Raw genomic sequence first — 16,167 nt, 5'->3', positions numbered from 1 at the left:
CTCGCTCATCGGCATGAGCACGAAACGGCCGGCCAGCACGCCATAACCCCTCTGCCCGACCTACCAGCGTCAACACACTGAAGGTGAACCAGGATTACCTGCATATCAAGCACGAGCGTGCAGCGGACCGTGGGTCAGGGCGGGCCTGAGCGGTTTACGAAGCGTGACGATCGATGGCGAGCCGCAGTGCCCGATCGGCGGCATGGGGTCTGTCCGCTCGACGCAGCACTCATCTTGGCCCTGATCGATCAAGCGGCGCAGCGCATCAGTTCGTCGACTGCGATGCGCGCGGATGACGGGCAGCCCTTAGTAAAACCGTAGAAGGGGCCGAAGTCGCGGGTGGAGGCGAAGCCGATCACGTAGAGACCCGCCAGCGATGTTTCGAAGCCCTCGGTCAGGTCGGGGAAACCATCTGTCGTCCTCACTTGGTGCGAGACGCTGTGCAGGTAGGGGATGCGAGATAGGTCTGCCTTGTAGCCGCATGCGAAGATCACATGGTCCGCGATCAGCGTTGTCTGATCGGAGAGCTGAAGCCGCACATCTTGATCACCGGGCGTCACGTCGATGACCGCGCAATGGGGATGGCTGGTGACAACCTCCGTGGCGAGGCGTGGGAGGAGCCAGGGCTCGAGGGTGAAGCGGCCAGCTCGCCAGAATTCGCCGGCGATCCTCTGTTGTTCCTCCGCAGAGCGTCGGCGCCACCATCCCCGCTGTGCCAGCGTTTGATCGATGTATGGGTCCATGAAGGACCAGCTGACCTTGGCGAACTCCGGAATGGGATGGCGATGCACCACGTGCACCTGCTCGGCGCGCCGGTCGCACAGCAGCGCTGCCCACTCGTAGGCGCTCTGCCGCCCTCCGACAATGGCGACACGGGCGGCGGCGAGATCCTCGAAGGTGACAAGCTCGCTGGTATGTGATCGGAGTGTCGGCGGTACGTCCTCGTGCCAGTGCGGGAGGTTGGCGAAGTAGCACATGCCCGGGGCGGCAATAACCTTTTCCGCTGTGATCGTCGAGCCGTCGTCCAGGTTTGCGAGAAAGATCCCGCTCGGTTTGGTTAGGTCGGTGACCATCCGTTCGTCGACTTCGAGCGACGTGCGCTGACGGAACCACTCCGCGTAGTCGATGAAGATAGCGATCGGAATCGGGTCGAAGTCCTCGGGTCGCATCCCTCGGTCCTCGAAGAAGGCCTTGAAGGTGTAGTTGCCGCCTGCGTCGAGGTGCCAGTCAGGACCCGAGCGCAAGAACATGTCAGCCGGCATCTGCTCACGCCAGAAGGCCATCGAATGGCCGACGATGTGAGTGTCGATTCCGTTGTCACGAGCAAAGGCAGCGGCCGAGTACGCGTACGGTCCCGCACCGATCACCAAGAGTTCTGTCCGCTTCGGCATATTCCCTCCGAAAGATCGGATACTTCTACGCTACCCCGAGCCCCGCCATCACGCCGCGGCTCGAGCCTCGGCGACGCAGACGTACTCTTGCGGTTCCTCGGCTTCGGTGGTCTCGCGCAACCTCCCCCTTCCTACGCGTCGGACGCAGATGGGTGACCAGCACGGGCGACCAGTCCAGAAAAGCGTTCAGCCAGCCGGTGCCGGCGGGCGGCATCGCTCGCGCTTGCCGGCGGGCAGAGATCTGTGTGCCGGCCAAGTGAACCCAGGCGCCCGGCGGGTCACGTCCACGGGAGTGGTGTACGAATCGCCCACCTCTGAGGTGGTTGAGGAGATGGAGACGGTCACCGCTTGATCCTTCGAACTGGCGAAAGTACCGAAGGAGAGATCAAGCGATGACCGCACCCAAGAGTGTGGACGTTGGCCGGTTCCTGCGTGAGGAACTCGGCTCGGCGTCACCCGATCTGCTGCGTTCGATGGTGAAGACCTTCGCCGAGGCGCTCATGTCCGCCGAAGCCGACGCGGCCTGCGGCGCGCCGTATGGTGAGCGCAGCGACGAGCGGACCAACCAGTGCAACGGCTACCGGCACCGGGACTGGGACACCCGCGCCGGCACGGAGGCTGTTGCGTTTTGGGCCGGCGAGAGGTGACGCGGGTAGTGCCGGCGGCTGGTGTATTTGGTCGGGGTGCGGACTGCGGCGCTGGCGCTCAGGCAGCGTGCCGGCTTGCGTTGCGGGTCGAGCTTGTCTGCCATTCCCGTTCGCCACGACCGATATCCAACACTGCCCTGACCGGTCCGGCTCCATCGACCATCCAAAACGCAACAGCCTCACCGTCGAGCTCGCCATCCCGAAGCTGCGGCAGGGCTCCTACTTTCCGGACTGGTTGCTGCAGCTAGCTGACCCTCGATGTGAGGCCCAGCTGCCGTAGCTCAATGCGAGGCAACCGGCCACCATCACCTCATGGCACCACATGCCCCACCACGATCAGCGCCCGCCTCGTTCGGACCTGCTCAGGTCTTGGAGGGCCAGCCATCGCCGGTGAAGTCGACGGGACGCGCCAGTTTGCGTATGAACTGCTCGTCCGGGCCGCGGTGCGCAGCAAGACGCTCGCGAATTTGACGTTCATGACGACGCCACGCGTGCCGGTGCAGGCGCTCGCCGGTGTCGAAGTCGACGGCATGCGGATCGACGCTATCCGGAATCCATGACTCGTCAATCACGTCGACGTAGTCACCCACGAAGCGGCTCAACGCGGGGACCGGCGGACGTCCGGTGAAGCTCGGCGCAGTCGGCAGCCGCTTGATGTCGTACGCGGCACGCATGGCGATGGGGAGTGCGAGCCAGCAATCGACAACGTCGCGGGTGACGACCACCCTGCCGTCGTGGTCCTCGATAACGGTCGAGATGAGCGGCACCAGATCGACTGCCGCTTCCAAGCACAGGAACGCAAACTCAAGATCGTGTTGCCTGGTGGCTGTTGTGAATCCCGCGCTCATGACTGTTCCCGTCGTCGGTGGTTCCGGCAGCTTTCGTGCCAGCCGGTAGCGATGGTGTATCCGCACCACCAGGGTTGGGCACCTAGGAACATTTTGATGATGCGATACGGGTATGGTCTATATGCGTGATGCGTATACCGGTCGCGCCGCAGTCCAAATCGTGCAGGCGGAGGTGATATGGCGTGTCCTCCACGAACGATCGTCGTTGCGTCCGTTGTCATTCCCGCTTGGCGCGCGACAATCCCGGTCCGCGCTGCAGCGCGTGCATTCCGATGACGACCGTCGACCGCCGGCATCCTCCTGCGGTGCCCCGATCGTTTTGGGATCACCCTCCGATTGTTGAGGCAATACGCGACCGGCACATGGGCCGGCTCATCGGTGCCTACCGTCACCATCCGCACCACGGCACCCCGATTCCTCAAACCGTCGTAGCGAGATGGGCCAGCCTGACCCAGGCCCAGATCAGCCGCCTGGAACGCCAAGCCGCGGATCAGCAACTCGATCGGCTCGCCTTCTGGGCGCGGTTGCTCCGCATTCCCAAGGACCTGCTGTGGTTCGTGCCGACGGAGGGCGAGGACGTGCTCCTTCCACCGCCCGACGTGCCGCGGCTGGCCGCCGGCGCAGACCGTCTCTACCGTGGGAAGGAGTCACTCGCCGACATCGGGAACGCGGAGGAGACCGACGTGCGCCGACGCGTCATCCTCGGCAGCCTGGTTGCTGCCGTCGCATCTCCATTCGGTGCAGCACCTGGCGGCGAGTCCGCTACCACCTTCGATCTTGATCAGACTGCGGCTGTGGTCGCGAAGGTTCGCCGCGCGTATCAACACGGTTGCTATGGACAAGCGCTGCGGGACCTGCCCTCGGCGTTGACGGCCCTTTCAGCCGTGGCGCAGACGATCTCTGGCGACGCCCTGCTGGCGGTGCTCACTGCAGAGGCATATCAGGTGGCGAGCGGCCTGCTGCTGAAGTCCGACGAACCGTCCTTGGCGGCTGTCGCCGCGGAACGCAGCATCGCCGCCGCGCGAGCCAGCGGCGAGCCGCTAGCCGTCGCCAGCAGCGTCCGCGCCGTCGTGCACGGTCTCCTGGCCGCGGGCCATCCTGCGCAGGCAGCCGAGGTCGCCGCCACGGCAGCTGCGCGGCTGGCGGACGACGTCGGCATGCGGTCGCAGCAGGAGCTTTCCGTGTACGGAGCGCTGCTGCTCCGCGGCGCGATCGCCGCCGCTCGTGCGGAGCAGCGCGAACGCGCGGGTGCACTGCTCAATGAAGCCGCAACTGCGGCGAGGCACGTCGGCATCGACGGCAATGCCCGGTGGACGGCTTTCAGCGCAACGAACGTGCTTGCGCATCGGGTAGCGGCCGCGGTAGAGCTGGGTGACGCCGGAACAGCCGTGAGTCTCGCGCAAACCGTTGACCTGCAACAGATGGCGGTACCGGAGCGCCGAGCGGTGCTCCTGCTGGACACGGCCCGGGCCCTGACACAGTGGGGCAGGTACGAGCGCGCCCTCGAAGCGATCCGCGCCGCCGAAGGGCACGCGCCGGAAGAGGTTCGCTCCCGACGGCCGATTCGCCAGCTCATCAGCGATCTCGGCCGGCGATGCCCCGCTCCGCTGCAACGGCGAGTCCACGAGTACGCAATGTCGGTGGGTGCCCCGGTATGAGGAAGCCGGATACGGGGCGGCTCCTGTGCGTCGTCGTCTGCGGCGCTGGCCCCGCACCGCATGTCGGCACACTGATTGGCATGGCCCAAGTAGATGGCTGGGCGGTGCGCGTTGTCGCCACACCTGCAGCCGTAGGGTTCCTCGATACGGAGACACTCGCCGACCAGTACGGGGTCGAGGCACGAAGTGAGTTCCGGGCTGCGGCTACCGGCGGTGCACGGTCGAAGCCGGCCGACGCGGTGATCGTGGCACCTGCGACCTACAACTCGATCAACAAGCTCGCGTTCGGGGTCAACGACACGTACGCGCTCAACGTCGTCGCCGAGGCGATAGGGCGACGCACGCCGGTCGTGGTCCTGCCGTTCGTCAACTCAGCCCTCGCTGCTCGACGGCCGTTCACGCAAGCTGTCGAATCCCTCCGCGCTGAAGGCGTCCAGGTGTTGTTGGGGCCGGGGCAGTGGATGCCTCACGAGCCTGGAAGCGGAGATCACCAGCTGGCTGCGTATCCGTGGCGGGCAGCACTGGAGGCACTGCCATCGGCTGAGGGCAGCGCCGTCGCTGAGCGTCCACCCTCCGGTCCTGAGTAGCGGCGCGACGGTCGTCAACACGGCTGTCAGCGCTGAGACGGCGTCGGCTCAGGCGGTGCGAGCGTTCCAACCGTCATCTGTGAAGTCGGCGTTGGATCCGGGAGCTGACACCGTTGTTCGTCGAGGCAGGTGAGGACACCCGATGGGTGCCACGGCGGAGGGTCTCGACGATCCCGTTACCCGGCAACGACTTCTGGCTGTTTGACGACGAGCTGGTGATGTTCCTGGTGTTCGCGGGCAATGGCCTGGTGGTCGACCGGCTTGCGACGACCGACCCCGATGCCATCCGTCTTTGCCGGTCCGCGTTCGAGGCAGTCTGGCAACTGTCCATTCCCGACCGTGACTACCTCGCCGAATAGTCCTGCACAGCAGGCGCGTGAGGCGCTCGGCGCCCGGCTCCGTGAACTCCGCCGTGAGGCCGGCTTCACGGGCCGGGCGCTCGCTGCGCTCATCGACTGTCACTACAGCAAGGTCAGCCGCATCGAGCACGGCAGCCAGGCTCCCACCGAGGCCAACATCCGCGCCTGGTGCCGAGCGTGCGACGCCGCCGACCAGACAGACGACCTTCTCGCCTCGGCTAGGGCGATCGAGTCCATGTGCGTGGAATGGCGCCGGTACACCCGCAGCGGGATGAAGCACCTCATGCAGGTGGCGATCCCGCTGTACGAGCGGACGTCGCTCGTTCGGATCTACGAGCCCAGCATGATCCCTGGCCTGTTCCAGTAAGATCGCCGGCGCGGAGCAGGCTCGCGTTGGGCACGGGCGCGCCGACGCGGACCTGGTCGGTGGTCACGCGGGGGATGCTGATCCCGGCCGCCTTGTCCGTCGCGGAGCGCGCCGTCGGCCCCGCGCATCCGGTGGTGCTCATGATCCGCAACGACCTCGCCGTCAGCACCGCCGAGGTGCACGGCCACGAGGCGGCGGTCGAGCTGCACGAGGCGGACCTGCGCAGCCGCCTGCGCCGGCTCGGCCCGGACCATCCGGACACGCTGTAGACCGGGCACAACCTCGGCGTCAGCTACCGCTTGACCGACTGGCACGCGCAGTCGACGCGGCTGCTGACCGACACCCTGTAAGGGATCGAGCGCGTCGCCGGCGAGACCCATCCGGACACCGTGCGGTGCAGGACGAGCCTCGCCACGACGTACGAGCGGATGGGCCGCACCCAGGACGCCGACACGGTCCGCGCCGGCGGGACCGTGGCCGCCTGAAGCGGGTCACCGCCAGTCGACGCGCCCCTGGTAGGTGAGCACCAGCACGGCACCGCCGAGCACGTCCGGGTCGAGGCGGCCGTCGCGCCGCAGGTCCGCCGGCGTGTCGGCGAGGGTGAAGGCGAGCGCCGCGGCCCCCTCGACGGTGGTGATCCGGGGTTTCGCCGGGACGGCCGCGGTGTGGTTGCCGGCGGCGTCCACCCCGAACCGGGTGGACTCCCAGGTGCCGAGGGTCAGGTCCAGGTACGGGCGGCGCCCGGCGACCGCGGTGCCGGCCGCGGTCCGCAGCTGCAGCGACCAGGCCACCAGCTCCGCCCTGTCCACGTGCGGCGGCACCAGGTCGGCGAGGGCGAACCGCAGCACCTGACGACGCGGGTCGGCGGGCGGCACGTGCAGGAACTCGTACCACTGCGAGGAGTACACCTGCGCCAGCGGCAGCCGGACGCTGCCGGTGTACACGGCCATCCCGGGCAGCCGCAGCACCTGGTCGCGGAACCGGGCGCCGCCGTCGCGGGCCTGGTACTGCAGCGTGACGATGACGTCGGAGACCGTGTCGAAGTCGAAGTGGTTGCTCTGCGGCGGCATCCGCAGCCGCCACGTCGACACGGCGCCGGTGCCCTCGAACGGCAGCAGCCGCCCGTCACCCGCGGTGTCCAGCACGCCGGTGTCGCCGAGGCCGTGCGACAGGGCGATCTGCTGGTTGACCCGCCAGTCGGTGCGCAGCACCCCGGCCGGCGGGAGGGTCGCGGTGGTGCCGCCGAGCAGGAAGTCCACGGCGTTCGGGTCCGGCCGCAGCACGACCTGGTTGGCCAGCTGGGTGAGGGTGGCGTGGAGGTTCTGGTACGGGCCGGTCACCGCCGGGATGGTGACGGCGAGCGAACTGATCCGCCGCGCGTAGTGGCCGGGGTAGTCGTCGTCGAACAGCTTCTCCGACAGGTGGAACACGCACTCACCGGTCTCGAGCAGGTCGCGCAGGGCGATCGGGTCGAGCTGGGCGAGGGAAACCGTCTTCGTGCACTGCAGCGGCCTGACGTTGCCGTCCAGGTACGCCTTCTCCATCTGGTTGAGCGCCAGCCGCAGCCCTTCACCGGCGAGCAGCCCCCGCCGGCCGCCGTCCCAGTAGCCGAAGTTGACGAACGTGGTGTCGGTGCCCAGCTCGTACTGCAACGCCCGCTGCGCGGACCGGGCCAGGTCCAACGCCACCGAGTAGGTCTGGAAATGCAGCGCCGACAGGCGTCCGGCCATCCAGCGGTACAGCCGCTCGCCGGCGAACCGGCCGGTCAGGAACTCCTCGACGCGCTCGCTCTGGGCGATCGCCGCCAGGTGCGCGGCGAGGTCCCGTTCGGCCATGGCCAGCTGGTGCTCGTTCGCGCCGACCTGCGCGGTGATCTGGGCGACGTCGTAGCCGGCCAGGTCCGCCTGCAGCTGCCAGTCCGCCTCGCGCCGCGCGTACTGGGCCATCGTCAGCGACATCGCCGCGCTGATGCCGGCCACGCCGGCGGCGGTGTCCAGCGCGCCGGCCCCTGCCGAGGCGACGTTGCCCAGCTGCTGGCCGCCGTAGGTGAGCGCGAACGGCGAGCCGCCCTGCGGGATGGCGTACGCCAGTGCCGCGACGGCCCGGTACACGGCGCTGGTCGCGGTGAGCAGCCCGCCGAGGCCGGTGCTGGCGAGGCTGGCGATCTCGGTCGGGGACAGCCCGCCGTCGACGAGCCCGGTGTAGTACGCCCGCCGCGACTCGGCACCGGCGAGCCCGGCCGCGAGCGCCTCGCCGGTGCGCCGGCACTGCTCCACGGCCTGCTCCTTGACGGAGGTGAGCAGGCCCAGCAGGGTGCGTTCCTGGGTGACGCGCAGCATGGCGAGCGCGTCGGCGTCGCGCTTCTCCAGACAGCTCAGCAGCTGCGCGCCGAGCTGGGCGACCTGGGCGGCGAGGTCGGCGGCGCGGGCGGCGACGACCTCGAAGCGGTAGGCCGGCACGGCGGGCTCGACCCCGCCGGCGACGCCCGGGGCGGGTCCGCCGGCCGCCGCGCCGCGCACTAGCGCGGTGACGTCGACGGGGTCGGCGAACAGCGGCAGGGTCCGCTCGACGCCCTGGATGTTCATGCCGTGCCGGATCTTGAACAGCCGGTCGGCGACCTTGTCCCAGTAGGCGACCAGCTGGTCGTTCTCCGGCACGCCGAAGTAGGTGCCGATGTCGTTGAACGGCGTCGCGGTCAGGCCGAAGCCCGCGGCCAGCACCGGCGCGCTGTTCTCCAACCGGATCAGGAACTGCGGGATGCCGTTGGCGTAGATCCGGTAGGCGGAGCGGGCGTCGGGCAGCGGCGCCCACGGCGCCTCGAGGGTCGCGGTCTGGGTCTTGCCGTCGTACGCGGTGATGTAACCGGCGTGACCGTCGGCCCGGCCGGAGGTGAAGGCCAGGTACATGCCGGTGTACGCGTCGTCGTCGGTGGACGCCGCCGGGTCGAGCACGACGGTGGTGGCGGTCGCCGACACGATGGCGCCGGTGCGGACCGTTCGGTCGTCGTAGGCGCGGCGGATGTCCGCGTACGTCGCGGGTTTCGGCGGGTGGTATTCGCCGACGACGCGTGGCCGGGGGCCGAGGAGGTCACCGGCGAGGACGTACAGGTTCGTGGCCTCGTCGACGCTCTCGCGGGTGTCGCGGGTGAACAGGTCGTCGGCCCATTCCAGCAGGTTGTCGACGTAGCGCATGACGACGGACTTGGCGTACGCGGAGATCCGCAGCCGGGCGATGGCGTGCGGGTCGAACGGGCGGTCGTCGTAGGCGGCGATCTGGGCCGGGTCGGCGAGGGTCTGGGTCAGGGTCGGCAGATCCATCCCGCGCAGCGGCAGGAACCGCCAGAAACGCTGCCGGCCCTCGTCGCCGGGCGCCGGCTGCTGCGTCGGCCGGTAGATGTACTCCAGCCAGGTCCGCGCCTCGCGGAACCGCCGGTTCGCGGTGAGGGTGCGGGCGACGAGGAACGGCGCGTGGAAGAACACCTCCCACAGGTAGGAGCCGTAGGCGCCGGTGAAGTCGAGGGTGTCCGACGCCGGCGGCAACGCCTGGTCGGTCGGTGCGAGCCGGGCGAACGGCAGCTCGTCGGTGCGCTGGCTGTCGCGGCTCAGCAGGGCCGGGATCCCGCCGAAGGCGAGCACGTCGCCGAGGGCGCGGGCGGCGACGCTGGTCAGCCGGGTGAAGGCGTAGGTCGTCGGTGGCGTCCTGGTGGTGGTGTACGGCGCGGTGGCAAGGTACAGCTGCCCGCCCGGGAAGTCCTTGCGGACGGCCTCGGCGGTGACGATCTCGTCGATGAGCCGGATACCGGGGTCGGTCGACGTGGCCAGGAACGACTCGTCGCCGTTGTCGAACAGGAAGCTGCCGGGCCGGTTCTTCACGGTGATCACCGTGCCGGCGGCCGGGTTGGCGTTGCCGAGCAGGACGACGTCGTCGTCGACCGCGCCCGGCAGCTCGTCGGTCCAGTAGTTGTCCAGGATCGTGTTCCACGTGGTGGACCCGCGCAGGCCCAACCGGCCGGTGGCGCGGCGCAGCACCGGAAGGTGGTCCGCCGGCCACCCCGAGGCGCTCGAGGCGCCGGCCGGGTAGTCGACGAGGGTGGCGGTGAGCGGGTCGCGGGTCAGCCCGCCGAAGATGCCGTGCCACGGCACGAACGGCAGGTGCAGGGAGGTGGTGCCGATGTTCGCCGCGGCGAACTCGTTGTTGCGCAGGACCAGCGTCCGCGCGGCGGTCTCGAAGTCGCGCTGGTCCGCCGGAGCGGACGCCGGCGGCGCCTTCGGCACCGGGAGCGGGTTGTTGAAGTAGGTCTGCAGCGCCGGTCCGAGGGTCAGCAGGACCTGTTCGCCGTTGGGGTACCGGTCGGGTGAGGTCACCTTGCCCGCCGGCACGTGCAGCGGGTACACCTTGCGCCAGCGCGGTAGCGACGGGTCGAACATCGGCGCGAGCCCGGGCAGCGCGGCCGCCACGTACGCGTCGAGCTGGTGCTCGTGCTCGAAGTCGGTGACGACGTCGGGTCCGGCGCTCTGCGGGGGGCTCCAGGTGCCGTCGGGGCGGCGGAAGGTGAAGCGCACCGAGGCCTTGGTGACGGTGATCGCCTCGGACGCGGTGCCGCCGTCCTTGCTCGAGCGGATCTGCGAGCTGCCGACCGTGGACTGCTCGACCCAGAAGAGCATGAGCCGGTCGAATGCGTACACCGGCGTCACCAACGGCACGGGGATGTTCACATCGACCTGCTGCCACGGCTGCCAGCCGGTGCGGGCGTCGTGGCGGCGGGTGTAGAAGGTGTACGGGTCGGCGCTGGTGCGCCCGACGAGGAACAGCAGCTCGTCGACCTTCGGCCCGGTCACCTCGTACGGGTCGCCGACCTTCGCCTCGGGCGCGAACGGCGGCGCCACCGTCGTCTCACGCTTACCGGGCTGGTAGGCGGTGATCCGCCGCCGCTGTTCGCCGGCGGCGCCGGGGTTGACCGTCAGTTCCATGCCCACGTATGCGTTGCGCAGGTCCGAGGCGTGCTCGTCGAGCCAGACGACGCCGGTGCCGGAGGCGTTCAGCCGGCCCCGCGCGTACAGGGTGCTGGTGCCGGGGCGGGGCGGCCGGCTGGCGCAGGCGTCGACGGGCACGAGCGCACCGACGACGGAGAAGCCGTCGAAGTAGGCGCGGAACGCGGCCTCGGCGGTGCTGTCGGTGACGTCGTTCTCCAGCAGCGCGCCGGCGAGGGCCTCGAACGGCGGTGTGGCGTCCCGGCGCAGCGCCGGCTCCAGGTAGTTCTCCGGGTACAGGAAGACCCGCCGGTTCGCCTCCCACACCCGGTACGCCGGCAGCCACTCCCACCACGCGTCGGGGATCCCCGACAGGTCGGTGACCTCACGCTCCAGCATCAGCCGGCAGCGCTGCAGGTACAGCTGCACCGCGGCGATCGCCTGCGCGACGTAGGACGTGCGCAGCGCGGCGGACTGTTCGACGTCCAGCAGCAGGTACTGGTACAGCGCCGACGGGCCGTCGATCTCCTCGTGCTGCCGGCCCAGCACCCACACGGTGTAGCCCAGCAGCGCGTCGCGGCGCGCGGCGTCGAGCCGGTCGGCGGCCCGGGCGGCCTCCGCGGGCCCGGTCTGGGCGAACCGCGCGCCGACCGCATCGACGGCGAGCCGTGCCGCTTCGGTGTACGCGGCCCACCCGGCGCCGCCGACCGGCAGCACCGCCAGGGCCGCGAACCGCTCCAGGGCGGGCATGCCGAGCCCGGCCGGCGCGGCGAGGTCGAAGCAGCGGGCGAGCCGGGCGACGCCGTCGACGGTGCCCGGGCCGAGGTCACCGGCGGGCGTGCCGGCCGGCCACAGCCGCGCGATGAGGGCGGCGACCTGCGCCGCCGGCCAGCCGGTGAGCGCGGCGAGCGCCGCAGTCTTCGGTCCCGGCGCGGTGCCGGGGGTCCAGGCCGGGTCGTCGGGCCGGCCGAGGTAGCCGGCCAGCGCGCCGTCGGTGTCCTGGAGGCTGCTGAGCAGGTCGGCGAACGCCGACAGCGACACCACGGCGTCGAAGCCGACCCCGGACCCGCGCGCAGCCGGCAGGTTGAACGCCCTCGGCAGCCGGGCGACCGCATCGAGGTCGGGTCCTGCGATGCCGAGCGTGTCGAAGAGCACGAGGGCGCGGGCGAGCCGCGCGACGAGCCCGGGCACCGGGTCGGGGACCTGGCCGTCGCGGATCGGGGTGAGCAGCGCTGCGAGCTCCTCGCCGAGGTCGGCGCCGGCGGCCGGGGCGAGCGCGGCGATCCGGTCGCTGGTGGTGCCGAGCAGGTCGGCGAGGCCGGCGGCGGCGTACCCCTGCTGCAGGGCGTCGGCGTCGGAGACGGCACCGGCGACGTCGACGACGCCGGTGAGGGTGGCGTTGAGCACGCGGGTGACCTCGGCGCGGCGCAGCGGCGCCACCGGGTCGGGGACCAGTGCCAGCGTGCAGTTGTCGTAGGCGGTGTCGGCCGGGTCGGCGGCCGGGTCCAGCAGCAGCGTGCCGGCCGTGGCGCCGCGCGCGGCGCCGGCGGTGAGGATCGCGACGACCTCGTAGGTGCTCTGCTCGTCCGGCACCGTTGTCCACGGCGGCGTGACGGTGGCGGCGTGACCGGCCGCGTCGTAGGCGGTGACGGTGGCGCGCTGTCCGGCGCCGGGCCCGGACAGCAGCACGACCATCGTCCCGGCCGCGACCGCGGGCGCGTCGCCGCCGAGGACGATGGTGTTCGGGCTGCCGCCGGCGGCGGTGCCCTGGTGGACGAGGCGGGTCAATTCGTAGTGGGTGCCGGCCGCCGGTCGCTCGGCCCAGTCGGGCGCGACGGTGACGGTGCGGGTCGCGCCGTCGTAGCCGGTGACGGGACGCGCCTGCCCGGCGCCGCGGCTGTCGAAGAGGAACCCGAGGTCGGTGTCGGGCTCGTATCCGGCGTCGAGGGTCGCGCTGGGCGTGAGCACCAGCGCCATCGACCGGTACACGTCGTTGGTGGCGGGTGCGTCGGCGGCCAGCTCGGCGGTGTCCGGGCCGGCGCCGCGCAGCCGGCCGCCGCCGGCGACGGACAGCACCTCGTAGGCGGAACCGGTGCCCGGCAGCATCACCCACGCGCCGGCGATCGTCGCGGTGCGGGTCGCGCCGTCGTAGTCGAGCACGACGCCGGTCTCGCCCGCGCCGGGTCCGGCGGTGATCCGCACCCGCATCCCGGTGTAGGCGCCGTCGACCTGCGCGGCGTCCGCGTCCAGCCGTACCGATCGCAGGTCGGCGCCCTGGACGGCGCCGGTGGTGACGGTCTCCACGATGTCATAGCGGGCGCCGCGGCCGGGCACGACCGTCCACGGCTGCCGCAGCGTCACGGTCCGGGTGCTGCCGGCGTAGCTGGTGATCAGCCGTTGCTGGCCGGCCGCCGGGTCCGGCAGCAGGATCGGCGGCCGGTGCCCGGCCAGGGCCGTGTAGGCGCGTGCGGCCGAGGCGGCGTCGACGCGCCCACCGGCGAACGCCTCCGGTGTCAGCGGCAGCAGCCCGGCGAAGCCGGCCAGGTCGATCCGGCGGCGGGTCCGTTGCAGCACGGCCCGCACCTGGTTGCGGCGGTTGGTCCCGGTCGTGTCGGGCTCGAACAGGTAGCTCAGCTCGGTGCCGGCGGTGAACCCGCGGCTGAGGGTGCCGTCCTCGAGGATCACCGGCGGACGCACGGCGCGCAGCTCGGCGAACGCCTCGGCGGACTGCGCGGGGCTGATCGGCCCGCCGGTGAAGGAACCGGCGTCCAGCGGGAACAGCGCGGCGGCGCCGTGGTAGCGCCGGGCACCGGACAGCACGACACCGAGGTCGTTGACGGCGTGGGTGTCCAGCAGGCCCGCGAACAGTGCCGTGCCGTCGGCGCCGAGACCGGCCGGGGTGATCCTGGCCGGCTCCGCGGCCGTCGCCAGGCTTGCGAGGAGCGGCGCCAGCGCGTCCGGCTCGTACGGCGGCTGGAACTGCGGGCCGCGCTCGCCGTGCACCACGTACAGCAGCTGCTCCGGGCTGAACCCGGTGCGCCGCAGCCACCGCGCGTGGGCGTGCTGCTCGAGCATCTCCTGCACCGTCGGCCGGTCCGGCCCGGCCGCTGGCGCGGCGGCGCCCGGGTGTGCCAGCACCCGCAGCAGCGTCAGGTACTCCTCGACGGTGAGGTCGAACGCGCGGGCGGCCGCGGCCAGCCGGTACAGCCGGCTCAGCGCCGGCACGGAAAGCTGCAGCGGCCCGGTGGTGCCGATCGCGGCCCGCACCGCGGCGGCGAGTCGGGTCAGGTCGTCGTCGCCGACGCCGAGCGCCGCCAGCAGCCGGGCCCGGATCACCGCGTCGGCGCCGCCGACGCCGGCCGGGTCCCACGTCAACGGCCGGGCGGGGTCGAACGGGATCGGGGTGACGCTGGTGTACGGGTCCCGCCCGGCCAGCACGGCCGGCGCGTTGAACACCCGGTCGAACAGGTCACCGGTCCCGGCGGTGCGCAGGTCGCCCCACCACGCGCAGAGCTCGTCGACGCCGAGCCCTGTGGCGCCGCGCAGCGTGACGATCCCGGCGAGCACGCCGATCAGCGACCGGTCGACGGCGGTGGCCCCGACCGAGGTCATGGCCTGCTGCAGGTCGGCGAAGGCCCAGCCGAGCACGGTGGCCAGCCGCGCGAAGCGGTTGATCCGGTCGAGCCGGTCGACGCTGAGCCCGGTGATCGTGTCCGACGCGACGTCGATCGCCATCGGCGGGAGGGCCTCGCCGGTGGCGTTGATGAACAGCGCGCTCCGGTCGCCGTCGCGGATGCCCTGGTACAGCAGGTCCTCGACGCCCTGCGGGGTGAGCGCGGTCCTGGTGGCGAGCACCGTGACCTTGGCCAGCTCCGCGAGGTCGAGCGTGGGCAGGCCGAAGTAGGGCGCGAGCCGGTTCGGGTCGGTGACCGGCGTGCTGACCAGGTCGTACTGCTCCACGGACAGGCCGGTGCGTTCCCGGTCGGCGCCGAACGGGTCGACGATGCGGTACGCGTCGCCGGCCTCCGGCACGACCCGCCACGGCCGGTCGAGGGTGGCGACGCGGGAGGCCCGGTCGTAGCCGGTGATCATCCGCCGCTGCCCGGCGCCGGACCCGCCGGTCAGCAGCAGCCGCATGGCCGGGTACTCACCGTCGGCGGTGGCGTCCAGGGTGATCGTGCTCGGCGTCGCCGCGACCGCCCGCCCGGCGGTGACCGGGACGGCGAGCGTGTCGATGACGTCGGCGAGGTCGGTGTCGAGCACGGTGAGGTTGTGCCGCAGTTCCACGAGCGGCAGGTTGACCGGCAGGTTCGCCGGGTACGGCGCCTGGGCGACGGTCAGCTGCGGGTCGGGGGCGATCGAGTACCGCGAGGTGGTGTCGGGCACCGTCGCCCATACCGCGTCGACGGTCGCGGTGCGGCTGGCGCCGGTGTACGCGGTGACGGTGCGGGTCTGCCCGGCGCCGGCGCCGTCGGTGACGTCGACGAGCATGCCGGTGTAGGCGCCGTCCTGCGGTGCGGCGCCGGTGGCCAGCACGATGGTGTCGGCGCCGCCGCCCGCCGCGGTGCCGGACGTGACCTGGCCCGCGGCGGCGACCCGGCGGGCCAGCACGGTGTTGACGATCCGCAGCGCCGGCACCGGATCGTTGGTGTTGGCACAGGTCAGCGGGGTGTCGAACAGGTCCGGTCGGCGTTCGTGGAGCCGGTACCCGGCCGGGATGCCGGGGTTGGCGGCGGTGATGTAGTCGTCGGCGACGCGCAGCAGGTCGGTGAGGTACGCGGCGGGCCCGAACACCGACCCGCAGTGCGGGCACGGCACGTGGTCGAGACTGCCGAACAGGTCCTGGTAGCTGGGCAGGCCCGCGAAGTACCCGGTGAGGTCCGGCGCGACGGCGTTGCCGTGCAGCGCGGCGAAGTGCGGCGATCCGATGGTGCCGTGCAGGTTGGCGTACAGGTGGCCGACGGCGGCCTTGACCGCCGTGGCCCGCCGGTGCGCCTGCCGCGCGGCCCGGGTGTCGCCGCCGAACAGGTCGGCGTGCTCCCGCACGAACCGGTGCTCCGGCAGCACCGCGATCCGGTGCGCGGAGTCGAACCCGGCGGCGATGAGCGTGTCGGCGGCGCCGGTGTCACCCGCCACCCGCCACATCCGCTGCCGGGCCCGCAGCTTGGCCAGCAGGCCCGCGGACGCGGACCCGGCCGGCAGCGCGAGCCGCTCGTGCGCGTCCGGTCCGGCCAGGTCGACGGTGGCCAGGTCGAGCTCGGGACGCGCGGCGAGGAACGCCGTGAGGTCGCCGCCGCCGTCGAGGTCGGCCGGGTTGGTCGTGGTCATCGGTGCCCTCCG

Annotated in this window: 8 protein-coding genes and 1 pseudogene; 6 read left to right on the top strand and 3 right to left on the bottom strand. The window is 71.4% G+C overall.

What is annotated here, in order from left to right; translation table 11 throughout:
• Positions 1-248: 248 nt before the first annotated feature.
• The gene (locus Dsi01nite_RS39895; protein ID WP_203851588.1) at positions 249-1,391 is read right to left on the bottom strand and encodes an NAD(P)-binding domain-containing protein; all 1,143 of its coding nucleotides are present in this window, start codon (positions 1,389-1,391) and stop codon (positions 249-251) included.
• A 392-nt stretch (positions 1,392-1,783) separates the two neighbouring features.
• On the opposite strand from Dsi01nite_RS39895, the pseudogene Dsi01nite_RS39890 reads away from it, so the two are divergent.
• A pseudogene (locus Dsi01nite_RS39890) lies at positions 1,784-2,017 on the top strand (transposase); the annotation flags it as partial.
• A gap of 383 nt (positions 2,018-2,400) precedes the next feature.
• On the opposite strand, the gene Dsi01nite_RS39885 reads toward Dsi01nite_RS39890, so the two are convergent.
• A complete protein-coding gene (locus Dsi01nite_RS39885; protein WP_203851586.1) occupies positions 2,401-2,886 on the bottom strand; it encodes a hypothetical protein in 486 nt (161 codons plus the stop codon).
• 362 nt (positions 2,887-3,248) lie between these two features.
• On the opposite strand from Dsi01nite_RS39885, the gene Dsi01nite_RS39880 reads away from it, so the two are divergent.
• From Dsi01nite_RS39880 to Dsi01nite_RS39860, 5 genes are all read left to right on the top strand, one after another.
• Positions 3,249-4,544: a hypothetical protein gene (locus Dsi01nite_RS39880; RefSeq protein WP_203851585.1), complete on the top strand. Its 1,296-nt coding sequence runs from the start codon at positions 3,249-3,251 to the stop codon at positions 4,542-4,544.
• Positions 4,541-5,131, top strand: a complete 591-nt coding sequence (locus tag Dsi01nite_RS39875) for a flavoprotein (protein ID WP_203851584.1) — start codon at positions 4,541-4,543, stop codon at positions 5,129-5,131. Before Dsi01nite_RS39880 ends, Dsi01nite_RS39875 begins: the two co-directional genes overlap by 4 nt.
• 113 nt (positions 5,132-5,244) lie before the next feature.
• The gene (locus tag Dsi01nite_RS39870) at positions 5,245-5,490 is read left to right on the top strand and encodes a DUF6879 family protein (protein ID WP_203851583.1); all 246 of its coding nucleotides are present in this window, start codon (positions 5,245-5,247) and stop codon (positions 5,488-5,490) included.
• On the top strand, positions 5,471-5,857 hold the full coding sequence (locus Dsi01nite_RS39865; protein ID WP_203851582.1) for a helix-turn-helix domain-containing protein: 387 nt from the start codon (positions 5,471-5,473) through the stop codon (positions 5,855-5,857). The genes Dsi01nite_RS39870 and Dsi01nite_RS39865 overlap by 20 nt, the downstream gene beginning before the upstream one ends.
• Positions 5,858-5,883: 26 nt before the next feature.
• Entirely contained in the window at positions 5,884-6,126 is a 243-nt protein-coding gene (locus Dsi01nite_RS39860; protein WP_203851581.1) for a tetratricopeptide repeat protein, read from the top strand.
• A gap of 222 nt (positions 6,127-6,348) precedes the next feature.
• Here Dsi01nite_RS39860 and Dsi01nite_RS39855 read toward each other — a convergent pair whose 3' ends face one another.
• Positions 6,349-16,155, bottom strand: a complete 9,807-nt coding sequence (locus Dsi01nite_RS39855) for a Tc toxin subunit A-related protein (protein WP_203851580.1) — start codon at positions 16,153-16,155, stop codon at positions 6,349-6,351.
• Between the last annotated feature and the right edge of the window lie 12 nt (positions 16,156-16,167).

This window comes from Dactylosporangium siamense (genome assembly GCF_016862795.1).
Classification (GTDB): domain Bacteria; phylum Actinomycetota; class Actinomycetes; order Mycobacteriales; family Micromonosporaceae; genus Dactylosporangium; species Dactylosporangium siamense.
Note: the sequence above shows the minus strand (reverse complement) of the source record. Positions and strands in the feature narration are given on the sequence as shown.

What these genes read in the sequence shown, in the direction of transcription:
- Dsi01nite_RS39885 (WP_203851586.1), bottom strand. Translation starts at nt 2,886, where the DNA reads ATGAGCGCGGGATTCACAACAGCCACCAGGCAACACGATCTTGAGTTT.
- Dsi01nite_RS39880 (WP_203851585.1), top strand. Translation starts at nt 3,249, where the DNA reads ATGGGCCGGCTCATCGGTGCCTACCGTCACCATCCGCACCACGGCACC.
- Dsi01nite_RS39875 (WP_203851584.1), top strand. Translation starts at nt 4,541, where the DNA reads ATGAGGAAGCCGGATACGGGGCGGCTCCTGTGCGTCGTCGTCTGCGGC.
- Dsi01nite_RS39895 (WP_203851588.1), bottom strand. Translation starts at nt 1,391, where the DNA reads ATGCCGAAGCGGACAGAACTCTTGGTGATCGGTGCGGGACCGTACGCG.
- Dsi01nite_RS39855 (WP_203851580.1), bottom strand. Translation starts at nt 16,155, where the DNA reads ATGACCACGACCAACCCGGCCGACCTCGACGGCGGCGGCGACCTCACG.